We start from the raw sequence: 25496 nt of genomic DNA on the forward strand, positions 1-25496 counted from the left end.
AAATTTAATAAATTAGCTAACGTAACACAACAGTTTAAGTGTTAATTTGAGTATTAAAAAATGAGAGCGATCGCTCTTCATTGTCGAGGGCGATCGCATCTTAAAAATTAAGCTCCCTCGCGTAATTTATCGAGAACACTGCGATCTTCTAATGTAGAGGTATCTCCAGAAACTTCTTGCCCAGCCGCGAGATTGCGTAACAACCGTCGCATGATTTTACCCGAACGAGTTTTTGGTAACGCATCAGTAAAGCGAATTTCACCAGGACGCGCGATCGCGCCGATTTCATTGACAACGTGCTGTTTGAGTTCTTTACTGAGTGCTTCACTCGGTTGATACGTACTTTCTAGAGTGACAAAAGCAACAATTTCTTCTCCCTTTACCTCATCAGGTTTACTGACAATTGCTGCTTCAGCGACGGCAGGGTGCGACACCAATGCCGATTCAACTTCCATAGTTCCTAAACGGTGTCCTGAAACATTGATGACGTCATCAACGCGTCCCATGACCCAAAAGTAGCCATCTTCATCGCGCCTTGCACCATCACCCGCAAAATAGACGTGTTTACCATCTCGCGGCGGAATGTGTTCCCAATACGTACGCCGGAAGCGGTCAGGATCGCCATATACCGTACGCATCATGCCAGGCCAAGGATGACGAATAACTAAATAGCCGCCCTCATTGTCGCCTACAGGATTGCCTTCTAAATCCACAATATCTGCGAGAATACCAGGGAAGGGGCGCGTTGCGGAACCTGGCTTTGTAGGAATCGCACCAGGTAGCGGGGTAATCATAATTCCCCCAGTTTCCGTTTGCCACCAGGTATCGACAATCGGACAGCGATCGCCGCCAATCACGCGGTAATACCACATCCAAGCTTCAGGATTAATTGGTTCGCCGACGGTTCCGAGTAAGCGCAAAGAAGACAGATTTCGAGCTTTAGGCAAGTGTTCGCCCATCTTGATAAACGCCCGAATTGCGGTAGGTGCCGTGTAGAAAATCGTTACGCCGTACTTTTCAATGACATCCCAGAAGCAACCAGGATTTGACGCTCGCGGCGCACCTTCGTACATGACCGTTGTCGCACCGTTGGAAAGAGGACCGTAAACAATATAACTATGTCCAGTAATCCAACCCACGTCAGCCGTACACCAATAAACATCAGTATCTTGCAGGTCAAAAATCCATTTAGTAGTGATGTGCGCGTACAAGTTGTAACCACCGGTGGTGTGTACGACTCCTTTAGGTTTACCCGTACTACCCGAAGTGTAGAGGATAAATAACATATCTTCGCTGTCCATCGGTTCAGCGGGGCAATCTGCTGAAACACCTTGTTGCAGATCGTGCCACCAATGATCGCGCCCTGGTAGCATTTGCACTTCTTGCCCAGTACGCCGCACAACTAAGACATTTTCGACACTGGTGACATCGCCACTGGCTAAGGCTTTATCAACTTGTTCTTTCAGCGGAACCGCCGTATCTTTGCGATAACCACCATCTGCTGTGACAACAACTTTAGCTTGCCCGTCGATTAAGCGATCGCGCAACGCTTCAGCGCTAAAACCACCAAAAACAACTGTATGCGGCGCACCAATTCGCGCACAGGCTAACATCGCAATTGCTGCTTCGGGAATCATCGGCATATAAATTCCGACGCGATCGCCTTTTTGCACGCCCAACTGCTTTAATACATTGGCAAATTGACACACTTCGCGATGTAGCTGCGCATAAGTTAACGTACGCGAGTCTCCTGGTTCGCCTTCCCAAATCAACGCTGCTTTGTTCTTACGCCAGGTTGTGAGATGACGGTCGAGACAGTTGTATGAAATATTAATCTTGCCGTTGACAAACCACTTCGCAAACGGCGGTTGCCAATCGAGTACTTTGTCCCACTTTTGAAACCAGTGCAACTCTTGTTCAGCAAGTTCTGCCCAAAATTTTTCTGGGTCAGAAGATGCTTTATCGTACAGTTGCTGGTAATCTTCTAGGCTCTTGATATGGGCATTTTGCGAAAATTCAGCTGGAGGATGAAATAAACGTTTTTCTTGCAGAATTGATTCGATTGTGAGAGACATAATTTCAATTGGCGTTGCTACTCAAAACCATTTTGCGCGTAGATTTGCTCGAAGTGTTTTGAATTTCTTTAAGCTTCAGAATTGTTTACTCGCATTTTGCGATCGCAGCTCGATCTTGGTCTGTTACCGATCCCGTTATCAATACTTAACTCACCGAGTGCAGCACACACCCCATAATGTAAGGATAACGAAGTGCGTGATTCTTGCCTCGCTACGGATTTCATGTCTAAAGGTTAATTACTTAAAGTATGGCAATTTGTTAAGATTCTGAGACTGATGTATTTATTGCGATTAGGTTTGCGAGTTCAGGTGCGAAAAATTATTAATGATAGACCAAGTTTTTAATTCTCCCTTCAATATAGGGATTGAGGCAACTTTAGTTTTAATTATCCTGATTTTTTTAGAATCAGTACTTTCTGCAGACAATGCTATTGCGCTAGCGGCGATCGCCCAAGGACTAGAAGATAAAAAGTTAGAACGCCAAGCACTCAACTTTGGTTTAATAGTCGCTTACGTCTTGCGGATTAGCCTAATTCTGACAGCGACATGGGTAACCAAGTTTTGGCAGTTTGAACTTTTAGGCGCTGCTTATTTACTTTGGCTGGTATTTCAGTATTTTACGTCTGATGACAATCCGGAACACGAACATCACGGTCCGCGCTTCGCGAACTTATGGCAAGCTATTCCGGTCATTGCCTTTACTGACTTAGCTTTTTCGCTCGATAGCGTGACAACAGCGATCGCGGTTTCGCAAGAAAAGTGGCTAGTCATTACAGGTGCCACAATTGGCATTATTACGCTGCGATTTATGGCAGGATTATTTATTCGTTGGTTAGATGAATTCGTTCACCTAGAAGACGCCGGTTACGTCACCGTAGCGCTAGTTGGCTTGCGATTGCTATTAAGAGTTGTCAACGAAGATTTAGTGCCACCTGAATGGTTGATGATTAGCGCGATCGCGATCGTCCTTGCCTGGGGATTTTCCCGGCGAACCAAACCTGAGATTGCTAACGACGAACCAGCACAAAATCAACGAGAAGTTGTGCAAGTCGGGGAATCTGAAGGAAATCAGCCTTAAAAAAGTAGAAGTATAAAAGCAGAAGGCAGAATATATTCGCCATCATACAGTAGGCTAAAGGGTTAAAGGCTCATCCAACTGCTGGTTTTCGAAGTGCCAGTACTTTCGCTTATAGGTTAAATGAATTTAAGGGCTCCAAATTATGCGGCAGTGGGAGGAATGATTTTCTAGAAGAATAACACCTTTTGCCTCCTGCCTCCTGCCTTCTGCCTTACTTTAGCTTATTTACTCTCGAATCCAGGAACTTAAACTAGATTGCCAACTCACAAGTTCTTCGTCTTTAAACCAGAGACTAACTTCTTGGGTTGCGGTTTCGGGAGCATCCGAACCATGAATAATATTGCGTCCAATATCAACGCCGAAATCACCGCGAATTGTTCCTGGCTCGGCGTTTAAAGGGTTTGTTGCACCAATCATTTTGCGGGCGGCGGCGATTACGCCATCACCTTCCCAAACCATCGCCACAACAGGACCAGAGGTAATAAAATCGACGAGTCCTGCAAAAAAGGGCTTTTCCCGATGAACGCCATAATGCTGTTCAGCAAGTTCGCGGCTAACTTGCATAAACTTTAAGCCAACAAGGGTAAACCCCTTTGCTTCAAAGCGGCTAATAATTTCGCCTACGAGTCCGCGTTGTACGCCATCGGGCTTAATGGCTAAAAACGTGCGTTCCAAGGTTATCTCCTGTAAAGATGAACAACAAAGCGATTAGCATATTAGCTGTTGAAATTTTAAAGCGTTCAGGAATCAACCTGAAGGTTAACCACAGGTTAAGTTTCAACGCTAACAGCTGAATATTACCGCCATACAACAACAAAAAACAGATTATCTTAGAAAGTCTCTCTTAGTTCAGAATTCGTTTTGAAATAGATGAGTTAAACTGGCTATTCGTGGGTGAAACTATACGAGGTCAAGACATAATGGGTGTTGAGTTAAGCACAAATTCAGCATTAGAGAGCCAGCCGCCTCTTGAACTCCAACCGCAGAAGCAGGAACAAGCTTCTGAAGCTAAAAAGGCAGCAGACAACGGATACAAAGCAAAGCCAAATCCTAAGAAGTCATTGTCAAATTCTCAAACCGAGTCTTTGCCACAGAGAAAATGGAAAATAGAGGACAGCGAAGCTCTATATCGAATTGATGGCTGGGGCGAACCTTACTTTTCCATCAATGCTGCTGGTCATGTGACAGTTTCCCCAAAAGGCGATCGCGGTGGCTCTTTAGATTTGTACGAGTTGGTCAACGCGCTCAAGCAGCGTAATTTATCACTACCATTGCTGATTCGTTTTTCAGATATTTTGGAAGATCGAATTCAGCGATTAAATGCTTGTTTTGCCAAAGCGATCGCGCGCTATAACTACCCTGGTGTTTACCGTGGCGTTTATCCTGTCAAGTGCAATCAACAAAAGCACTTAATCGAGGATCTCGTGCGATTTGGTCAACCGCATCAATTCGGTTTGGAAGCCGGATCGAAGCCGGAACTCATGATTGCTTTGGCTATGCTTAATACCCCTGGTGCGCTTCTCATCTGTAATGGTTATAAGGATCGCGAATACATCGAAATTGCCATGCTAGCGACACGCCTAGGGCAAACTCCGATCATTGTCTTAGAGCAGATAGAAGAAGTCGATCTCGTCATCAACGCGAGTCATCAGCTAGGAATTCGACCGATTTTAGGCGTGCGGGCAAAATTAAGTACGCAAGGAATGGGACGCTGGGGAACATCAAGCGGCGATCGCGCTAAATTTGGTCTGACGATTCCTGAAATTATTCAAGCAGTCGATAAGTTACGCGAAGCTAATCTTCTCGATTCATTGCAACTTCTTCACTTCCACATCGGTTCGCAAATTTCGGCAATTAACGTCATTAAAGATGCGATTCAAGAAGCTAGCCGTATTTATGTCGAGTTAGCTCAACTAGGGGCGAACATGAAGTATCTTGATGTCGGTGGTGGCTTAGGCGTAGACTACGACGGCTCGCAAACGAACTTCTACGCCTCGAAAAACTACAATATGCAAAATTATGCCAACGACATCGTTGCCGAGCTAAAAGACGCCTGTGCGGAGCGGAAAATGCCCGTACCAACACTGATTAGTGAAAGTGGTAGAGCGATCGCATCGCATCAATCGATTCTCATTTTTGATGTGCTGAGTACTTGTGATGTTCCTTCCGGTTCGCCCGAACCACCGCGTCCCGAAGAACCACCCCTAATTCACAACCTGTGGGAAACGTATCAATCGATCAACGTTGAAAACTACCAAGAAGCCTATCACGACATTACTCAATTCAAAGAAGAATCGATTAGCCGCTTTAACTTGGGGATTCTAAGCCTGACGGAACGCGCCCGTGTCGAGCGGATTTACTGGGCTTGCTGCGAGAAGATTATGAGCATTACACGCCAGCAAGAATACGTTCCAGATGACTTGGAAGAACTCGAAAAAATCATGGCTTCGATCTACTACGTCAATTTGTCGGTTTTTCAATCAGCACCGGATTGTTGGGCAATCGATCAGTTATTCCCCATCATGCCGATTCACCGCTTGGATGAAGAACCAACGCGACGCGGTATTCTAGCCGATTTAACGTGCGATAGTGATGGTAAGATTGACAAGTTTATTGACCTGCGGGATGTCAAGTCAGTTTTAGAGCTACACGCGTTCAAACCTGACGAACCCTACTACTTAGGAATGTTTCTCAGCGGTGCTTACCAAGAAATTATGGGCAACCTCCACAATTTGTTTGGTGACACAAATGCGGTTCACATTCAACTGACGCCCAAAGGCTACCAAATTGAGCACGTTGTTAAAGGTGACACGATGACTGAGGTTGTTGGTTACGTGCAGTATGACTCTGAAGATTTGGTAGAAAGTATCCGCCAGCGAACTGAGCAGGCGCTCGAAGAAAAGCGGATTACGCTTGCTGAATCGCAACGACTGCTACAAACTTATGAGCAGAGCTTGAGTCGATATACTTACTTGTCTCCGTAGATAGGAGTAGAGGAGCAGGGGAGAATTAATGACACCGATCGCTAGTCGCTAATCGCCATTTTCTTACTCCTCGCTCCTTGCCCTTAGTTGCCGTTTCCCAGCAATTCAACGATCGCGCGGTGTTCTAATGGCGGTTGTGAGGGTTGGGGATGGCGGGCGTCAGTAATCAACCAATCGAGAGCTGCGGCTTGCACGTCGATTGTTGCGCCATTTTTATCGACGCAATAACGTCCAAACACTAACTTATCAACCAAGCGAACTCCAGGTCCGAGACGAGAATAATCGAAAATCACGCTGTTATCGACCGTAGCGCCGCTGCAGATCCAGCAATTTGGGCCAATCATCGCTGGTCCAATAATTTTAGCGCCATCTTCGATGCGCGTCATACCGCCGATGTAAACAGGACCTGTAATATCAACTTTGTCCCAGTTCACTGCCACATTCAGTCCAGTGTAAATCCCTGGCGCAACTTCATGACCAGGAATCTCGACATTCTTGATTTCGCGCGAAAGAACACCGCGAATCGCGTGCCAATAGTCAGGGACTTTACCAATATCGACCCATTGAAAGTCCATCACTAATCCATAAAATGGCGCGCCGATTTCTACAAGTTTCGGGAATAATTGGCTACCAATATCGTACTGCTCGCCTGAAGGAATGTAATCTAAAACTTCTGGTTCAAAAATGTAGATACCTGTACTGATGTTGGTACTTAGCGCTTCTTCAACCGTCGGCTTTTCTTGGAAAGCTTTAACGCGCCCTGTATCATCGGTGACAACGATACCGTAACTGGAAACTTCCTCGCGGGGAACGGAGCGCATAATCACAGTCGCGATCGCACCTTTGGCTTTGTGCCATTTCACTGCGGCAGTGAGATCCAAGTCAATCAACGCATCACCGCACAATACCACAAATGTATCGTCGAAAAATGGGTAAAAATCCTGAATGCGCCGCATTCCTCCAGCCGATCCAATCGCTTCCCCCACTAATTCACCGTCTTCGATACGCCCTTCAAACGAGTACGCAATCTGTACGCCAAAACGCTGTCCGTCACGAAAATAACTTTCAATTTCACCAGCTAGGTGGCTAACGTTGACCATGATTTGGTCAAAACCGTGCTGGCGTAGCAATTCTAAAAGAAACTCCATCACTGGTTTTTGCAGGATGGGAATCATTGGCTTAGGAATTGTGTAAGTAATTGGACGCACTCGTGTTCCTTTGCCAGCCGCCAAAATCATGGCTTTCATAAATATTTGCTCCTCAACCTCATATTTTTATACCTAAGTTAACGGATTGATACTTAATAATCGCTTAAATTTGAGTCTTTAGTCATCATTGAAACCACTGACAGCTATAAGTAGGTAGCTAGTGGCTAGTTATCAGTTTTGAGAGGTAAAGGGTAAGTGGCTAGTGACTAGTTATTTAATGGCTAGCGATCAATTATTGAGTATATGTAGCAAACAATATTCTTCTCTGCTGCTTCAACTCCCTGACCTCTCATGTTGCAGTAATTGTCCGAATTTTAATTTCTTGATAAAACTCATCTTGGGATAATTCTACTTTTGACTGTGCTGATAGAAGTAATAATGCCCAGAAAACACTAACGCGTTCTTGGACGGACGCATGGTTTGAGGTTGCAATTGCATGAGAATATTTCGCTTGAGTCCACAACTCTACCAATTGATCCAGATTAAGCCATTGCTGTTCCTGTAGTTGAGTGTTGTACGTACAAGAATTTAAAAATTGTTCGATCTCTCCTGCGACCTCGGTGAGATTTTCCTGATGCGCTAACTCTAACGCCTGACGCAGTTGCATACGCGATTGCGGAGAGAACTTACGCGTGCGGGTGTTACTCAATGCTGCTTGTTGGGAAAGTTGCAATTGATTTGCCATTAATTGCAGTTGCGCGATCAGTTCTTGCACGGTGACTCGGCGTTTTGGTGGTGGTAAAGCTGCTGGGCGGCGGCGTAATTGCTGTTCTAAGGGTAAACGGACTCGCGTGCAAGTATCGTTGGTATCTAAAAAATCATCTTCAGCTGGCTGCAGTTCAGCTTGCTGAGATTCTAGCTCAACTAGAGTGTTGGCCTTGAACAACACAAGCATTGAAGCCGATAAGAAGGCTTGCCCTGATTGTGATAAGTTTCTTTCCGAGGCTGTTTGTGTTGTTTCATCAATGGCAAAAACCACACTTAAGTAACGATCGATGACGTCAATTACTTGAACATCCCAAGGATCAATTTCTCCTTTTTCGGCAAGCTCAATCAAGTGCGTGATTTTTGCTAGTAGTTGCGCAGCGTCCATAGGTTAGAGGTCAAAGATCAGCGCTTGGACTCAGGGGATAACAGCGATTCAAAATTTCTAGTGTCATATTACTTACAACTTTTCTGCTTGCGTACTCTCAATACGTTATTGAAGAGAATTGTAGGGAATAGTAATGTTTTAAACAACGGAGAAAACATCTGAAAGTTCAGTAATAGTTGCGATCGCATTCGGACGTAGCATACAGAATGCCAGCGCCATTGCCAAAATCTTCTAAATTTTACAGGGGAATAAATCAGTCAGAGTTATCTCGTTATGATTCGGTAAGTTATCCTAACCCGTTTTAAGATCCAAATTAGGGTACAAGTAACGAGCGAGCAATATGAGTATCAGCGTAGCAGATCTTCGTAAAGACTATACTTTACAAGGCTTTCAAGAAAAAGACGCCGATCCTAATCCGTTTAAACAGTTTCAAACATGGTTTGACCAAGCATTAGCTGCTGAGTTACCTGAACCCAACGCAATGACTTTAGCAACTGCTACTCCTGATGGGTGTCCTTCGGCGCGAATGGTTCTGTTGAAAGACTTTGACGAACGCGGCTTTGTCTTTTTCACAAACTACCACAGTCAAAAAGGACAAGAACTCGCAGCAAATCCGCAAGCCGCTCTCGTTTTTTGGTGGGCAGAACTCGAACGCCAAGTCCGCATCGAAGGGCGCGTAGAAAAAACGTCTGATGCGGAATCTGAAGCATATTTTCAAAGTCGCCCGTTAAATAGTCGTTTGGGGGCTTGGGCGTCGGAACAAAGTCAAGTTATCGCAAATCGTGAAGTTTTGGAACAGCGCATGCAGGAACTTAAAAGTAAGTACGAACACGAGGAAGTTCCGCGACCACCTCACTGGGGAGGATATCGTGTCATTCCCAACACGATTGAATTTTGGCAAGGACGCCCTAGCCGACTGCACGATCGCCTGAACTATCGCCGTCAGGAAGATGGTAGTTGGTTGATTGAGCGTTTGTCTCCGTGACTAGGGGTGAGGGAAAGAGTGGTGAGGGGTTAGTGGCTAGAGAAATTTATATTAGTTTTCTTGCCAAGCTTTTTAGGTTGTTTTACTCTCAGGAGTTAAGCTTTGTGCTACTTGAGTGGTGGGATCGGGCATGAAACGGTAGCGTAAGTAGATTCCGGAAGCGACGAATAGGATGATGATGAAACCCCCAATTCCTAACGGGTTAGGTAGCCAGAAAATAGCTTCGAGGTGATTGAGTTCCCCAGGAAGCAGTCGCCATACGAGTTGTTTTTCGACAATTTCAGGCGATATGGCATTTTCGTCGGTTTCGACGCTTCTTGCGCCCCAAGGAGTATTTAAGCGAAACTCTAAATCCAGAATCTCGGTGGGGTTAACGAGGACGTTACCGTTCGTCGAGATTAAGGAAAGCGATCGCAAATCTAATTCATAAACTAAGCGATTGCGGAGCAAGAATATAAAGTTATTTTGATTGAGGTCGAGTTGCGATTGAACAACAGGTAATTCGGATGATTGGGTAACAGCAGTATTTGTTTTAGCCGTTGGATGAAAGAATTCATTAAATTTAGATACGAGTTCTGCACCGTTATTAAAAGGAATTGTGACGGTGAGTTCTTCACTAGAAACGCGCTTAACTTTGCCATCGAGTTTGCGCGCGCGACGTTCGATGCTATTTAACCATTCTGTTGCTGAATCGCCGCTAAAAGTCATGAGGCGATCGCTGAGTTTGATATGCTGGACAATTTCGCCATGATTGGGGCTATCAAAGTTGATGCTAGCTTGATACTGCACGCACCCTGAAAGCAGCAGCGATGCTAAGAGGATAATCCACAGTATCCGCCATCGTGCTAAAAATCGAAGTACTTTACGCAAAATGCGAGTTTTATGCATTGTCAAAATCGCGGACATTCATCCTCCTATCGATTTAAATCGACCATATTAACCCAGCAAGTGTTAACGCGATCGCAATGAGCGCTACCCAGATAAAGCGATTATCTTTTGTATTCACTTTACTTGGATCGAGCGGTTCAGGAATTGCGGGTGTTGGCGATGGGCGTTTTCTACTCACCGTACTACTACTTAATCGCGTTTGACTTTCATTATCAGGTAACGCGCCCAAGTCAGGAATTTGTGTTAACCATTCTTGAGGGCGTTTAAGTTGTGGTGCTTGTAATATGTAAAGTAATCGCCGCGCTTGTTTGCTGGTTTCTGGATGCGGATGGCGTTTGAGTTGTTCGCACAGTGCAATGGCTTGCTGTTGTTGTCCAGCGGCTTCATACGCTGTGACTAGCCATATTTGAATTTCTCCTCCTAACCGAGTATTTCGGGCAATAAGGGCGCTGGCTTTTTCCAAATGTTGTACCGATTCGCGGTACTTTCCCCGTTCAAACGCGGCTTTTCCTGCTTGATACTCCGTTTTTGCGATCGCTTGTGGTTCAGAAGTCACTTTTCCTATTTACAATACCTTCTTTCTTGATATTGCCACTTTCAGAAGGTTTGCGGAATCTCCAGAAGTAAAATTCTGAGAATTTTGAGTTTTAGGTAGCTGAGCTTCTACGTTCGTGCAATTTTCAATGTGCAGTTGATCGAGGTTATTTTTTTATTTCTTTGAGTATTCTAAACTAGAGTGAGCGATCGCAACTTTTGAATTTTGTTTAGTATATATTTTATACATACTAAACTTTTCGAGCAAAGAAAATCTTCCGATAGTTAGTTGCTAAAGGATTTTTTGAAAGCACAGGTGGAAATAAAACATGTTTATTAACTAATTTTTGAGAAAAGTTCTTTTCCTGCACTACTCTTACTACAAAACCAACTGATTCTAGCAACGAGGGAAAGTTATCTCCATATATTCGTAAGTGATCCCACTGACCAAATACCCTTTTTCGTTCTTCTGGAGTAATAATAGTTGAATCTTCAAATGTTTCTTTTAAATTATCTTGTTGAGGCACTGTTATTATTGCGCATCCGCCTACACTTAAAACCCGATAAATTTCTTGCATGGCCTTAGTATCATTAGGAACATGCTCGAGAACATCACAAGCTATTACCAGGTCAAAAGCTTCATCTTGTACAGCAGACATATCTGATATGTCTAGTTTCATGTCTAATCCTTCAACAAGATAGTCCGCAGTTACATACTTAGAAGCATATTTGGGAAAAGTGCTTTTGAGTGCTTTCTCAGGAGCAAAATGAAGTACTCTTTTATTTTGAACAATATCCTGGTAAGTTAATCCATTAATAGATGATAAAGCGGCAACAAGTAATCGATGGCGAACTTCTGAGCGACATTCAGGACATATGGTATACGGATGCCAACAATCACTGATAAAATGCCGACCTTGCCAACCACAAAGATTGCATTCTACAATTTTAGGATATGCAAGATAAGCGCGCTTTGATACTAACTTTAATTGGCGAAATACTTGACTTGGAAGCTTCAATACATCAGAGGAAACAGCCATAAGTCAATTCAACCTTACTTTGGTAAAGTTTGTACTATCCTGCTACAAAAATTCTATGAAGTCAATTAAGATTTATTACAAATAATTCTTATTTTTGTCGTGTTATAGGTTACTGCAACAATGGCTATTAGCTGTTAGTAGTAAGCAATTCATACTAAATAACAGTAAAGCAATGAAACGAGTAGCAATTAACGGATTTGGACGAATTGGACGCGCATTTTTGCGTATTGCTTATGGCAAACCAGATTTGGAAGTTGTCGCAATCAACGATATTGTCTTGAAACCTGACTTAGCGGCGTATTTGCTGCAATACGACTCAGTATATCGGCAGTTTCCTGCACAAGTCGGCTATGACGATACAGGGTTGATCGTTGACGGGAAGAAGATTGAACTTGTCGCGGAAAAAGATCCAGCGGCGCTTCCGTGGAAACAGATGGATATCGATGTTGTTATCGAATCTACGGGAATTTTCCGCAGTGCAGATAAAGCCGGATTGCATCTAGAAGCAGGATGTAAAAAAGTCATTATCAGTGCGCCAGCGAAGGGTTCATCTGTACCCACGTTTGTCTATGGAGTGAATCATGAAAGTTACCAGCGCGAGCGCGATTCTGTAATTTCTGCGGCTTCTTGTACAACTAACTGTCTTGCGCCGATCGCCAAAATTTTGAACGATGAATTTGGCATTGAGAAGGCGTTGATGACAACAGTTCACGCTTATACAGCCGATCAGCGGTTAGTAGATACCGGACATCCTTCCGAATGGACGCGGGGACGTGGTGCAGCGCAAAACATTGTACCAACAACAACTGGTGCAGCAACAGCAGTGGCTTTAGTATTACCGGAACTCAAAGGAAAACTCGATGGAATGGCGTTGCGCGTACCAACTCCCACAGGTTCAGTAACAGACTTAAATGCAGTGTTGCAAAAATCGGTATCGGTAGAAGAAGTAAATGATGCGTTACGCAAGTACGCAACGAAGGGAATGCGCGAGATCCTCAAAGTCAGTGAAGTTCCTTTAGTTTCTTCCGATTGTATTGGCGATCCGCATTCAGCAATTGTCAATCTTTCTTCTACAAGTGTTCTCGGCGACAACTTTGTCAAGGTGCTTGCTTACTATGACAACGAGTGGGGTTATGCAAGTCGTTTAGTAGATTTAGCAAGTTACATTTAAAACAGGGTAATAGGTAATGGGTAATGGGTAGAGAACAAACAACACTTACCTGTTACCAGTTACTAAATTATCGATATCATCAGTAAAAAAGATTTATGGTAAAAGTAGCTGAAGATCATTTCCCTTCTGCACAAGCGCGATCGCTGATTCTTTGGTTCGATCGAGTTGGTATTGCGGATATCCCTTTGGTAGGTGGTAAAAATGCCTCGTTGGGAGAGATGATTCAACAGCTAGCATCACAAGGTGTTAATGTACCGCACGGTTTTGCCACAACAGCGACAGCGTATCGCTACTTTATTCAAGCAGCAGGGTTAGACGCGAAACTACGATCGCTGTTTTCTGGTCTTGATGTTGCTGATGTGAATAATTTACGCCAAGTTGGCAAACAAGCGCGATCGCTGATTTTAAAGACGCCGTTTCCTGAAGATTTGCAGCAAGCAATTACAGATGCTTATCAAACCCTGTGCGATCGCTACGGCGCTGATACTGATGTTGCAGTACGTTCGAGTGCGACTGCTGAAGATCTACCTGATGCCAGTTTTGCCGGACAACAGGAAACTTATCTTAATATTAGTGGCATTCAAAACGTTTTAGAGGCTTGCCATCGTTGCTTTGCTTCCTTATTTACCGACCGCGCGATTTCCTATCGGCAAATTAAAGGATTCAATCACTTTGATGTAGCGCTTTCTGTCGGCGTCCAAAAAATGGTGCGTTCTGATTTAGCAACTTCTGGGGTGATGTTTTCGATTGATACGGAAACAGGTTTTTCAGATGCTGCATTAATTACAGCCGCCTATGGATTAGGTGAAAATGTTGTTCAAGGTGCGGTGAATCCAGATGAATACTATGTGTTTAAACCAACTTTAAAAGCTGGGTTTCGCCCAATTTTAGATAAAAGATTGGGAAGTAAAGAATTTAAAATGGTGTACGATGATGGTTCTAAACTCACCAAAAATATCAAAGTATCACCTGAAGAAAAAAATCAATTCGCGCTGAATGATGAAGAAATTTTACAACTCGCGCGGTGGGCGTGTTTGATTGAAGACCATTATTCGCAAGTTCGCGGTAAACCAACACCGATGGATATTGAATGGGCAAAAGATGGCATTACCCAAGAATTATTCATTGTCCAAGCACGTCCTGAAACAGTACAGTCGCAAAAAAGTACGAATGTGCTGCGTAGTTATGAGTTTACCACCGAAGTCGAGGCACAACCATTAGCAATCGGGCGGGCGGTGGGAAGTGCGATCGCCCAAGGTAAAGCTCATGTAATTACCGATGCAAGTAAAATCGATCAATTCCTACCAGGAGAAGTTTTAGTTACCGATCGCACCGATCCTGACTGGGAACCGATTATGAAAAAAGCTAGCGCCATGATTACCAATCAAGGCGGGCGGACGTGTCATGCAGCAATTATTGCACGCGAATTGGGAATTCCGGCGATCGTTGGTTGCGGTAATGCGACAACTGTGTTGCAAACAAATCAAGATATTACTATTTCTTGCGCCGAAGGTGAAGAAGGAAAAGTCTACGCAGGATTAATACCTTTTGAAGTCAAAGAAATTCCCCTAGAAAACTTACCGCGTACCCGCACGCAAATTTTAATGAATGTGGGTAATCCACAAGAAGCCTTTCGCTTAGCAGCAATTCCCAATGATGGGGTAGGATTAGCGCGATTTGAATTTATTATTGCTAACCATATTCAAGTTCACCCGCTAGCTTTATTAAAATACGACCAATTAGATCAATTTGTTAAAGTCAAAATTGCTGAATTAACAGCATTATACGACGATAAACCACAATATTTTGTCGATAAATTAGCGCAAGGTGTTGGCAGAATTGCTGCGGCTTTTTATCCAAAACCTGTGATTGTGCGGATGTCAGATTTTAAGAGTAATGAATATGCAAATCTTTTAGGGGGAAAACAATTTGAACCTGAGGAAGAAAACCCTATGTTAGGGTGGCGGGGTGCTGCTAGATACTACGATGAAGGATATCGTGACGGTTTTGCTTTAGAGTGTCAAGCAATTTTACGCGTCCGTGAGGATATGGGGTTAATAAACGTTATTCCCATGATTCCTTTTTGTCGCACTCCTGATGAAGGGCGAATGGTACTCGCAGAAATGGCAAAAAATGGTTTGAAGCAAGGTGAAAATGGCTTGCAAGTTTATGTAATGTGCGAGTTACCGAATAATATTATTATGGCAGAAGAATTTGCTGAAATTTTTGATGGATTTTCGATTGGTTCTAATGATTTAACGCAGTTGACTTTAGGAATTGACCGCGATTCTGCACTTGTTGCACGGTTATTTGACGAACGTAGCGAAGGTGTTAAGCGGATGGTAAAAATGGCGATCGCCGCTGCAAAAAAATACAATCGCAAAATTGGTATTTGCGGACAAGCACCTAGCGACTATCCTGAATTTGCTCAGTTTTTAGTTGAACAAGGTATTGATTCAATTAGTTTGAATCCTGACTCGGTGTTAAAAACAATGTTGATGGTAGCAGAAGCCGAGAAGAATAATTAAGTAGACAAAAACATAACTGCGAAAACAGCTCGCTATTAAACAGCATAAGTTTAATAAACAATTACGAACTACGAATTAAGAATTACCAATTAATGATTATCTATCTCCAATCTCATCCTTCTGCCAATATTCGGCTGTTTTGCTTTCCTTATGCTGGCGGAGGGACAATCAGCTTTCGTTCTTGGAAACGCAACTTACCCGGTCTCGAAGTTTGTGCGATTGAACTTCCAGGGCGAGGAACGCAAAGAAAATTGCCACCATTCACGCAGATAGAACCACTCGTTCAGGCGATCACTGCCAGTATTCTACCGCACTTAAATAAACCTTTTGCATTTTTTGGTCATAGTATGGGAGCGATTGTTAGCTTTGAACTAACGCGATTCTTACGCAAAAACTACGGAATAGAACCGATACATTTATTTGTTTCTGGTCGTCGCGCCCCGCAAATTTCTTCTGAAGCACCATTTATCCACACTTTACCAGAACCAGAGTTTCTCGCCAAACTGCGTCACCTTAATGGTACGCCGGAAGTGGTACTAAACAACGCTGAATTGATGGAATTACTATCTCCAATAATACGTGCAGACTTTGCAGTCGTTGAAACGTATGTCTATACCGAAGAATCGCCACTAAATTGTCCAATTACAGCTTTTGGTGGGTTACAAGATCCAGAAGTTAATTTGACTGAACTAGAAGCTTGGGGACAACAAACAAATGCAACCTTTTCTGTGGAAATGCTTCCTGGAGATCATTTCTTTTTACATTCTGCGGAAAATTTGCTATTACGTAGTATTGAAAAATCTTTGCAGATAGGTAATAGCAAAGCATGATATTGCATGAATACTGCTGATTTATGGGTGAATCCACCGGTAGATATCGCATTATCCGGTGACGAAGTTCATGTATGGCGCGTGGCTTTAGATGTCGATGCAACGATCGTGCATCACCTTTTTTCTACTTTATGCGCTACAGAACAGCAGCGAGCCGAACGTTTTTATTTACAATTACATCGCGATCGCTTTATTGTTGGTCGTGGAGTACTGCGACAAATACTTGCAAACTATCTTCAAATTCACCCCAGCGAAATTAACTTTAGCTACAACGCCTACGGTAAACCAAGTGTTGTTGTCGCCGATGCAGAACCTTTACGCTTTAACTTGTCGCATTCGCAGGAACTCGCCTTAATTGCAGTTACGCAAAATAGCAATGTCGGAGTCGATCTAGAATTCATGCGCAATGATTTTCCTTGTCAAGAAATTGCAGCGAAATTCTTTTCACCAACCGAAGTAGCAGTACTGCGATCGCTTCCTCCAAATTTACAAACAACCGCATTTTTCACCTGTTGGACGCGCAAAGAAGCCTTTATCAAAGCAACAGGTAAAGGTTTATCACTACCACTAGACAAATTTGATGTTTCATGCATTCCAGGAGAACCCGCAAAGTTACTATACACTGCTTGGGATGAATCTGAAGTTCAGCTTTGGACACTGCGAGAAATTATTCCTGATGCTAGATATGTGGGGGCGTTAGCTGTAGCAGGAAAAAATTGGCACTTAAGGCAGTATCAGTTTTCTTGGTTAGAGAAATAAAACTTGTAATCAACTGCAAAAGCGTTTTTAATGTTGAATTTTCAGCCGAGAATCGGATACTTGCTGTTTGATCAAGCTATGCATCCTATATTTATCTGAAGTTTGGCAAGGTTGTCGTCGGTCAAGATAGAGTTTAACGCTGAGTCCTGACCCCTGCTGTGAATACCTTGCGTTCTTCCAAATGTGCTTGAATTTCTTGACGCGATCGCCACACTGGACGTAATTGCTTTTGCGCAAACAACGATAATTGATCGCCGTTATGCCGCGAATTGGGTTGCGTTGAATTACCATAGCTGTTGAGCGTCATTGCTCGAATCGGATTGGAAAATTCAATCGCTGCAACATACGAATCGCCACCAATTGATGTAAAAGTACCGTCTTTTTGGGGCGCAAACCAAACTGTGCGAAACACGCCCAAATCGTCAAAACCGCCATTACCAGGTAACTTTTGCTTTCCGTACTCTAAGCGAAAAACGTCTCCCCAACGAACATTCAATGCACCGTACGCTTGTCTCACTTTACCAGCAGCCGTTTCTAACGCTTTAACTGCACTTTGCGGATTGACGAGTCCGTGGGGTGTAGTTAGAGGAGAATCAGCTTGCCAAGGAGTTGCAAACACTTCGGGAAATTTGACTTCTTGTGTCCACGCCGCAAACAACACTGCGCCTCTACTATCTGCTTCGGTTTGCCGATCCCAAGCTTCTAGAACATCCGCCGCTTGACGTGCTAATTCATTACCATATTGACGCGCCGCCGCAATTACATCAGCAACTAGGCGATCGCCCAGCTCCATGCGTGTGGAGTGCTTGTATTGCACCATCTCCTCAAAAGAAATTTGCGGATCTTCCTCGAGCATCCGTGCGGATCGCTGCGCCCGAAAATGCATGAATTGCGGTGCCATATATGCGGGAAAATTCGCCGGATCTAATGCTTGGGGAAACGTTGTCGTCCATGGTGGATCGTTGGCGTTTTGTAACCAACCACTTGCCGGATCGATGACTCGCGGTAAATCATGATAAGGATGATATTTTGTCCATAATGTCTTTGAGGTGTCACCAGGAATGACACCCGACCAATACTTGTAGTCTCCTGCACGCCGAATTGGAACTTGACCATTAAACAGATGCATAATATGACCTGCACGGTCAGCATACATCACGGTAAACATGGGTAATTGCAAGCGTTGCAATGCCGTTTCAAACTGCGCAAGATTTTTTGCCCGCGCCATATCCCACCATTGTTCTAGTACGCCTGGTTGATCTAACCCGACAACGCGTAACGCCAATGCTTTGTTATCTTGTTGTGATATGACAGGTCCGTGAATTGAACGTCGTACTACAAGCGGTTGCGATCGCGCGCTACCATCAGGTTGCTTCACTCTTAGCGTTAGATTTTCCGTTTCAAACGCCTGTACCTTGCCATCAAACAGATAGCCACCATCTTGCAGCTGCAATTCGTACGCATCCCAACCGTCGTGCGTGTTAACGGTGTACGTCCATCCCAGATGATTGTTAAATGCGATCGCTAGCCCAGGAAACCCGACAAGCGTCGCGCCGTAAATATCTACTTCAGGAGCCTGGATCTGCGCTTCGTACCACAAAAACTGCTCTGACCACAACAAATGTGGATTGGCAAGTAGCATAGCATGACCATTTGCCGAACGCGAAGGGGCGATCGCCCACGCATTAGATCCTGAAGCGTGTTTTTCCACCCCTCTAACTCGCGCCGGATTGACAACAAATGTAAAATACAGCACGCGTTGTAAGTGCGCTAACACATCTTCCGGCTTAACAGGTAACACCACCTCAACATCATCATCAATCAAGTCGGGATGTTCCTGCGCATACGCATTAATTCCCGCCGCGAATGCTTCAAGATAACTTTGAAAAGCCGGACTTTGTAACTGATACCAACGACGCGCGCGATCGGGTACGCCCATTGTCAACACCCAGCGGTCTGAATCTAAATAATCCTCTCCCCAATACTCCGCCGCCCGTCCCCGTGCTTGTCCGTAAAGCCGTAGCAACAAATCGCCATGACTTTGCATCTGCGCCCACCCAAAAGCCTGAAACGCATCCCGCGCATCTCGAGCAAACACGTGAGGAACTCCATAGGTATCCCAAAGAATCTCCGTTGCTGTTGGCAAAAGTGCTTTACCATACCCGCCAACCAACAATACAATCATCAATCCTAAGATGGCTAAGCCAAACTCCCACAACTTCCTAGTAGCTGCGACACGCAAACAACACCTCCTTTTTTATGTAGTTCTTCGTAATCTTAAAACAACCTACGTGCCAAATAGCTGCCGAGTTCTAAGCATAATACTCCTAATAACGCAGTACTGATCCAATACAGTAAGGTCATGTTCCAATGCCTAGCTAGCAAGAGTTGTTCTGCATCCAGTTCGTAAGTAGAAAACGTCGTGTACGACCCGATAAACCCTACCGCAACAATCAGCCGCAAATCGGGTGAAATGAAACTTTGTTCCACAGACAAAGTTGTGAAAAAGCCCATCATCAAAGCACCGCATAAATTAACAAAAAACGTACCGAACGGAAAAGTCGTTCCCAACCATTGCGTTAAGCCCAATGTCATATAGTAACGGCTCAAAGCTCCGGCGATCGCCCCTAGACTGATCGCTATAGGCACTCGTACAATTGAAGCTAAGTGCAATACTCGCCCTTGTCGTCGGTCATTCATTTTCAGCTACCTCACCATTTGCGCTAAACTAATTCCGATCGCCAGACAAATTCCACCAAGTACCACGCTTCCAGCCCAGTAGAAAAATGCTTTAACGCGATTGCCGCTGTGCCACAAAATTGAAGTATCAAGCGCATATGTAGAAAATGTCGTGTAAGAGCCAAGAAATCCTGTAGTAATGAGCAGTTGCAGCTTTGATGAAGTGATGACTTGCTCGATGAATAATGTTGTAAAAAAGCCCATCAGCAATGCACCAGATAGATTAATCGCCAGCGTGCCATAGGGGAAATTATTTCCCCAGCGCTGTACTAAGTAAAGCATTAGGTAATATCGGCTTAAGGCACCGGGAATAGCTCCTAAACTGATCGCGATCGCTGTACTGAGCAAAGGATCGTTCTGAGTTAGAATCAGAGCCTGAGTTGCAGCCAGCGAATCAAGAAGGACAACCACACATTATTCCTAAGAAGTAGATTAACCGTGATTCGCCATCACAGAAAGACTGTGTTGTTTGTACAACTCCTTCTTTCCAATGAAGCGATTTGGAAAAGTAGGAGCTATCAGCCTTATCTGAAAACAAATTATTCTCTATGTTCTCACTAGTGGCGGTTTTGGCAAGCTCCATTACCAATAAGATATGTTATAGCACTGAAGATTTTAGTTGGGACTGACTTTCTAGATTTTACACTAAGCGATCGCATCTCTTACCTTGCGACTTAACGGAATACACATCGGCGTTCCCGCAACCGGATCGACAATAATCCGCGAATCTAAGCCAAACACCTCGCGCACAACTTCCTCTGTCATTACGTCTTTAGGAGTTCCATGCGCGTAAATTCCTCCTTCTTTCAACGCCACCAAATAATCTGCATAGCGACAAGCTTGATTGAGATCGTGCAGTACCATCACCAAAGTTCTACCCTGCGTATGATTTAACTCTTGCAACAAGTCTAATACTTCAATTTGGTGCGCCAAGTCCAAAAAAGTCGTTGGTTCATCCAACAGCAAAATTTCTGTATCTTGGGCTAGTGCCATGGCAATCCAGGCGCGTTGTCGCTGTCCACCCGATAGCGTATCAAGTTCGCGCTCGGCAAATTGAGTCATTCCCGTGATACTCAGCGCCAATTCTACCAACCGTTCATCTTCTGGCGACCACTGCTGCAACCAACTTTGATAAGGATACCGCCCGCAAGCTACTAAATCCCGCACGGTTAAGCCTTCTGGTGCAACGGGTGATTGCGAGAGAATACCTAATTGCTTGGCAACCTCTTTGGTAGATAACTTGAATACATCTACTGCATCGAGATAGACGGCTCCTGATTTTGGTTTGAGTAATCTTGCTAAACCGCGTAAGAGCGTCGATTTACCACAACCGTTCGCACCCACTAATGCAGTTATTTTCCCTTTTGGTATTGCCAAATCTAAGTTTTTGATAATTGCTGCTTTGTCGTAAGCAAGTGTGAGGCGGCGAGTTGCGAGTCGATTTGGCGAGGTAGCTTTTACAGTCATTTTTTGCAGTTTGGCACCAACAAAGCGTTGTAGTAGTACAGATAATCAACTACAAACAGTTTCGAGTTCGTAAGTTAATCAACAACAATATTTGTCACTTCAACGATACAGAGCCTGTATTGTTTTCTCTGTACCATCATCATGCAAGACGATCGCTAAAAATCACTTTATACTTATTGCAACTTATTATCAAGTTTTCTGCAAGGCGAACGCTCAACGGATAACATCTGCGATAGACTCCATTAAATGCGCTAATTTTCAGTACCATAAGTAACGCCTTTAGGCAAAATATTAAGATGCTGTGAGCTCAAAAGCGTCGTTCTATGTCATTTGCAAAAAAATCTCTCCAGCGATCGCCGTGGTTTTGGCTAGGAATGTTAGCAGTCTTTCTAGTGTCGCTTGGGCTGCGGTTTTGGCAACTAGGTCGATTTAATACCTTAGTCTTTGATGAAGTTTACTACGCTATTTTCGCCAACAATTATTTGACTCGCACGCCCTTTTTTGACGGACATCCACCTTTGAGCAAATACATCATTGCGATCGGAATGTGGATTGGCAGTCATCTTCCTATTGGACAAGATACAGTAAATAGCCTGACAGGTTCGTTGCGCTCTACGTGGAGTTATCGCTGGCTAAACGCGCTTACGGGTTCTTTTATTCCCCTCGTCATCGCTGGCATCGCGTACCAAATAAGCTACAATCGCACCTATGCTTTCATTGCAGCTCTGTTCGCTGCTGCTGATGGCTTGTTTTTAGTCGAGTCGCGTTATGCACTAAACAATATTTATCTAGTGCTTTTCGGGCTGTTAGGACAGTTGTGTTTTCTACTTGCCATACAGCATAAAAGACAACGCCCGATTTGGCTAACGCTTGCAGGAATTGCTTTTGGCGCAACTGTATCAGTCAAGTGGAATGGTTTATGGTTTTTATTGGGAGCATATGCTATCTGGGCAGCAGCGTGGTTAAATAGGCTACTACCACAACGCTACACCTCTTACCACAATGATGTGCCTGCGCCTTTAGTCAACCTTACACAAATCAATCTTTGGCAAGTTGTCTTTTATTTAGGTGTTATTCCCGTTGCTTTTTATAGCATTCAATGGATTCCGCACTTACAACTGAATCCATCGCCAAACTTTTGGGAAGTACAGCAGAAAATATTGTCTTACCATCAAAACATTGGTAGCGGTGCGGATGTTCATCCTTACTGTTCTTCTTGGTTCAGTTGGCTGTTTATGATTAGACCTGTAGCCTACTTTTACTACGTTGCGCAGTCAACAACTGCACCTATATCAATTGTAGGACCGCCACTACCGGCAAGCTACGCCCGCGTGATTTATGACGTTCACGCGATGGGGAATCCGGTTTTATGGTGGTTATCCACAGTAGGAATTTTCACTTTGCTTTGGAGACTGCTCAGACGTTTCATCAGTTGGGTAACGAACAATACTAATCGTTTACTCTACCGCGCGTCACCTGCCGAGACTTGGATTGCGCTGTACCTGGCGTTCAACTGGTTAGCAAATCTATTGCCTTGGGTAAGAGTAACCCGCTGTACTTTTATCTATCACTACATGGGAGCTTCCGTTTTTGCGGGACTGGCGATCGCTTGGTTGGTGACGCGCTGGTTACAAAGTTATTCATTACTGTTGAGAAGCATCGCAGTGACAATCATTTTCCTGATTCTGGCAGCATTTGTCTTTTGGATGCCCATTTACCTTGGTTTACCCTTAACTCCTGAAAGTTATCGTTTGCGAATGTGGTTTCCTACATGGGTCTAGGTGTCAAGATCCATGATGTACTCACTCCTCACCCCTAATAAACACTGCCCGATACACAGGTTGTCCGCGTGACAGCGTTGATTTTTCTCTTTCAGTTTGAATTGGTAGGGGATTTTCGGCTAACCATTGCGTTGCTTGGCGATGAAAAGCAGGATGTGCAGCAAAGCGATCGCACATTTCTACAGCAATTGATTCGATATCTGATTGTAAAAAGACAATACCACCCGCAGCCAAGTGTTTTGCCAACTCTGTGACTAACTCTGGTTGCACGACGCGCCGTTTAGCGTGACGATTTTTAAACCAAGGATCGGGAAATTGAATTGTGACTCGTTGTAGTGTATTGGGGGCTAAATTACTTAAAAGTGGTGCCAGCGAATTGTTGACATTACAGAACAAATAATGCAAATTTGATAGCCCTAATTTATCGCGCCATTGATTTGCTTCGACGACAAGCGGTTCGCGAATTTCTAGCCCTAAAAAATTCCAGTGTGGGTCGTTGGCTGCCATTTCCAGTAAAAATCGCCCTCTACCACAACCAATATCTAGGTGCAACGGTTGAGTAACCTTTGCATACACTTTTTCCCAATCTAAAGGTTGAACGGGTGTTTGATACTTCTGCGATAATGGATTGACGTGTTGACGTACGCGCACAGGTGCCAATGTTTGTCCTCCTAAAAATTACAATTAATTTTTGAGTCGATCGTTATCAAGAGTATCTATTTCTTAATTAGGCTTACTGAATTCATCAACGGCTACAACCAATTTGCACTATGAGCTTAAATTTTCGCTTTGCCGTAGTTAGTGACTTACACGTCGCCCTTCCACACACTGTCTGGAGTCATCCGAGTCGATTTCATATGGTGGAAGTGAGTATTCCTGCATTAGAGCTTGTATTTGAGCATTTAGAACAACAACAACTTGATTTTGTTTTACTACCAGGCGATTTAACCCAGGATGGCGAACCAGATAATCATGCGTGGTTACAACAACGTTTGGCAAAGTTGCCTTTTCCAGTTTATGTAATTCCTGGCAATCACGACTTTGAGACAGCAATTCCAGGCAAAAAGGCGATCGCCGCTAGTGATTTTCCGCAGTATTATCGCAAGTTTGGTTACGAAAATTCGCAGCAACTTTACTACACTACTCAAGTGTTACCTGGGCTAAGACTCATCAGCTTAAATTCCAACTATTTCAATGCACAAGGGCAAATCGTCGGGCGCGTGGATGACGAGCAAATGAATTGGTTACAGCGCGTTCTTGCCCAAAGTGCAGAAGATGTTGTGTTTGTCATGGTACATCATAATGTTATCGAACACATACCGCATCAATCACACCATCAACTCGGTCGGCGGTATATGTTAGAAAATGCACCGGATTTGCTGCAGCTACTCCAAAAATTTGGCGTACAGTTGATTTTTACTGGACATTTGCACGTTCAGGATATTGCGCAGTGGCAAAATATTTATGAAATCACAACGGGTTCGCTCGTCAGCTATCCTCATCCTTATCGCATCTTGCAATTTTATCAAGACGATACCGGTCAAAATCGCTTAAAAATTGAATCGCATCGTGTCGAAGCTTTGCCAGATATTCCGCAATTGCAAGAAATATCGCGCCAATGGATTGGCGATCGCAGTTTTCCGTTTATGCTTAAGCTATTGACTCAGCCGCCTTTGAACTTACCGCAAGTCGAAGCCGAAAAACTTGCTCCTCATCTGCGCTATTTCTGGGCAGATATCGCTGCTGGAGATGCACTATTTGAATTTTCTGATTTCCCTGTTTCTGCGCAACAGTACTTTGCCAAATTTGGCGCAATTTCCCCCGATGGCAAACCACTGTTAATTGATAACAATACAATACTAAAACTTTAATGGGTAAGTTATGTGGCAAGACAAAGCAATATTAGAAGTAATTCTATATCACTACTAGTTTTCCCCTACCCAAGGTTTCATCTGGAATAATTTAAGCCAACCTTTGGTTTATGTTGAATAACACTATTCCATCTCTGATTTTACTTGATATTTTTGTATTCTTTAATTTATCTTGGCTTTAGGTGATTTTTGTTAGAAGTGGTATAAATGCGACCGCGTATTTAAATATGTTTCATTAAAATTTGATGAATGGGATAAATTTAGCTATCTAAATTAAGGTTTTATCAAGCTACACGAAATAACACAATTTAGGCTACAGGTGTATCGCCGAGTAGCGCGCGATCGCTACAAAGTGTCTATATAAATGTTCCAAAAGAAGGGACAATAACACTAAATATAATGTAGAAATTACCCACCTATAAACTATGAACGCAGATAGTTGATTGCCTGCTAATTGCGTTATAT

The 25496-nt window shown here is 43.8% G+C and carries 21 protein-coding genes and 1 riboswitch; of the genes, 9 read left to right on the plus strand and 12 right to left on the minus strand.

The genetic code is table 11. The annotated features are described in order from the left end of the window. Positions 1-107: 107 nt before the first annotated feature. Complete coding sequence (gene acs, locus B1A85_RS05685; protein ID WP_104545908.1) at positions 108-2078, minus strand: acetate--CoA ligase; 1971 nt, start codon at positions 2076-2078, stop codon at positions 108-110. Positions 2079-2400: 322 nt separating this feature from the next. On the opposite strand from acs, the gene B1A85_RS05690 reads away from it, so the two are divergent. Beyond that, entirely contained in the window at positions 2401-3153 is a 753-nt protein-coding gene (locus B1A85_RS05690) for a TerC family protein (RefSeq protein ID WP_104545909.1), read from the plus strand. A 225-nt stretch (positions 3154-3378) separates the two neighbouring features. Here the strand turns inward: B1A85_RS05690 and ndk are convergent, their stop codons facing one another. Then, positions 3379-3828, minus strand: coding sequence for a nucleoside-diphosphate kinase (gene ndk, locus B1A85_RS05695; protein ID WP_104545910.1), 450 nt, complete (start codon positions 3826-3828; stop codon positions 3379-3381). Positions 3829-4073: 245 nt separating this feature from the next. On the opposite strand from ndk, the gene speA reads away from it, so the two are divergent. Next, complete coding sequence (gene speA, locus B1A85_RS05700) at positions 4074-6137, plus strand: biosynthetic arginine decarboxylase (protein WP_104545911.1); 2064 nt, start codon at positions 4074-4076, stop codon at positions 6135-6137. A gap of 83 nt (positions 6138-6220) precedes the next feature. On the opposite strand, the gene B1A85_RS05705 is transcribed toward speA, so the two are convergent. Together B1A85_RS05705 and B1A85_RS05710 are read right to left on the minus strand one after the other, a co-directional pair. Next, the gene (locus B1A85_RS05705; RefSeq protein ID WP_104545912.1) at positions 6221-7384 is read right to left on the minus strand and encodes an NDP-sugar synthase; all 1164 of its coding nucleotides are present in this window, start codon (positions 7382-7384) and stop codon (positions 6221-6223) included. A gap of 250 nt (positions 7385-7634) precedes the next feature. After that, entirely contained in the window at positions 7635-8438 is an 804-nt protein-coding gene (locus tag B1A85_RS05710; protein ID WP_104545913.1) for a segregation/condensation protein A, read from the minus strand. A 340-nt stretch (positions 8439-8778) separates the two neighbouring features. Here B1A85_RS05710 and pdxH point away from each other — a divergent pair, with 340 nt between their 5' ends. Further along, complete coding sequence (pdxH, locus tag B1A85_RS05715; protein WP_104545914.1) at positions 8779-9423, plus strand: pyridoxamine 5'-phosphate oxidase; 645 nt, start codon at positions 8779-8781, stop codon at positions 9421-9423. A gap of 72 nt (positions 9424-9495) precedes the next feature. On the opposite strand, the gene B1A85_RS05720 is transcribed toward pdxH, so the two are convergent. The 3 genes from B1A85_RS05720 to B1A85_RS05730 all read right to left on the minus strand — a co-directional run bounded on the left by B1A85_RS05720 (position 9496) and on the right by B1A85_RS05730 (position 11885). Continuing rightward, entirely contained in the window at positions 9496-10329 is an 834-nt protein-coding gene (locus B1A85_RS05720) for a DUF3153 domain-containing protein (RefSeq protein ID WP_104545915.1), read from the minus strand. Between the two features lie 16 nt (positions 10330-10345). Continuing rightward, complete coding sequence (locus tag B1A85_RS05725; protein WP_104545916.1) at positions 10346-10867, minus strand: hypothetical protein; 522 nt, start codon at positions 10865-10867, stop codon at positions 10346-10348. Between the two features lie 229 nt (positions 10868-11096). Continuing rightward, positions 11097-11885 carry a methyltransferase domain-containing protein gene (locus tag B1A85_RS05730; protein WP_104545917.1) on the minus strand — a complete coding sequence of 263 codons (789 nt, stop codon included), beginning with the start codon at positions 11883-11885 and terminating at the stop codon, positions 11097-11099. A gap of 172 nt (positions 11886-12057) precedes the next feature. On the opposite strand from B1A85_RS05730, the gene gap reads away from it, so the two are divergent. From gap to B1A85_RS05750, 4 genes are all read left to right on the plus strand, one after another. Continuing rightward, positions 12058-13056: a type I glyceraldehyde-3-phosphate dehydrogenase gene (gene gap, locus B1A85_RS05735; protein WP_104545918.1), complete on the plus strand. Its 999-nt coding sequence runs from the start codon at positions 12058-12060 to the stop codon at positions 13054-13056. Between the two features lie 95 nt (positions 13057-13151). Next, complete coding sequence (gene ppsA, locus B1A85_RS05740) at positions 13152-15584, plus strand: phosphoenolpyruvate synthase (RefSeq protein WP_104545919.1); 2433 nt, start codon at positions 13152-13154, stop codon at positions 15582-15584. A gap of 92 nt (positions 15585-15676) precedes the next feature. Further along, positions 15677-16414, plus strand: a complete 738-nt coding sequence (locus B1A85_RS05745; RefSeq protein WP_104545920.1) for a thioesterase II family protein — start codon at positions 15677-15679, stop codon at positions 16412-16414. 6 nt (positions 16415-16420) lie between these two features. Beyond that, positions 16421-17173 carry a 4'-phosphopantetheinyl transferase superfamily protein gene (locus B1A85_RS05750; RefSeq protein WP_104545921.1) on the plus strand — a complete coding sequence of 251 codons (753 nt, stop codon included), beginning with the start codon at positions 16421-16423 and terminating at the stop codon, positions 17171-17173. Positions 17174-17306: 133 nt separating this feature from the next. Here B1A85_RS05750 and B1A85_RS05755 read toward each other — a convergent pair whose 3' ends face one another. The 4 genes from B1A85_RS05755 to B1A85_RS05770 all read right to left on the minus strand — a co-directional run bounded on the left by B1A85_RS05755 (position 17307) and on the right by B1A85_RS05770 (position 21379). Then, a complete protein-coding gene (locus tag B1A85_RS05755) occupies positions 17307-19358 on the minus strand; it encodes an acylase (protein WP_210404274.1) in 2052 nt (683 codons plus the stop codon). 92 nt (positions 19359-19450) lie between these two features. Next, positions 19451-19873 carry a fluoride efflux transporter CrcB gene (gene crcB, locus B1A85_RS05760; protein WP_104545923.1) on the minus strand — a complete coding sequence of 141 codons (423 nt, stop codon included), beginning with the start codon at positions 19871-19873 and terminating at the stop codon, positions 19451-19453. Between the two features lie 6 nt (positions 19874-19879). Next, a complete protein-coding gene (gene crcB / locus B1A85_RS05765) occupies positions 19880-20323 on the minus strand; it encodes a fluoride efflux transporter CrcB (protein WP_210404190.1) in 444 nt (147 codons plus the stop codon). A 91-nt stretch (positions 20324-20414) separates the two neighbouring features. Further along, a riboswitch (Fluoride riboswitch) is annotated at positions 20415-20508 on the minus strand. Between the two features lie 49 nt (positions 20509-20557). Further along, positions 20558-21379, minus strand: coding sequence for an ABC transporter ATP-binding protein (locus B1A85_RS05770; RefSeq protein ID WP_104545924.1), 822 nt, complete (start codon positions 21377-21379; stop codon positions 20558-20560). Positions 21380-21702: 323 nt separating this feature from the next. On the opposite strand from B1A85_RS05770, the gene B1A85_RS05775 reads away from it, so the two are divergent. Beyond that, positions 21703-23160: a dolichyl-phosphate-mannose--protein mannosyltransferase gene (locus B1A85_RS05775; RefSeq protein WP_104545925.1), complete on the plus strand. Its 1458-nt coding sequence runs from the start codon at positions 21703-21705 to the stop codon at positions 23158-23160. A gap of 21 nt (positions 23161-23181) precedes the next feature. Here B1A85_RS05775 and trmB read toward each other — a convergent pair whose 3' ends face one another. Beyond that, positions 23182-23820 (minus strand): tRNA (guanosine(46)-N7)-methyltransferase TrmB, encoded by a 639-nt coding sequence (gene trmB / locus B1A85_RS05780; RefSeq protein ID WP_104545926.1) that lies wholly within the window; start codon positions 23818-23820, stop codon positions 23182-23184. Between the two features lie 110 nt (positions 23821-23930). Between trmB and B1A85_RS05785 the strand changes: the two genes are divergently transcribed. Further along, positions 23931-25031, plus strand: coding sequence for a metallophosphoesterase (locus B1A85_RS05785; protein WP_104545927.1), 1101 nt, complete (start codon positions 23931-23933; stop codon positions 25029-25031). Positions 25032-25496 lie beyond the last annotated feature (465 nt).

The sequence above is a fragment of the Chroococcidiopsis sp. TS-821 genome (assembly GCF_002939305.1).
Classification (GTDB): domain Bacteria; phylum Cyanobacteriota; class Cyanobacteriia; order Cyanobacteriales; family Chroococcidiopsidaceae; genus Chroogloeocystis.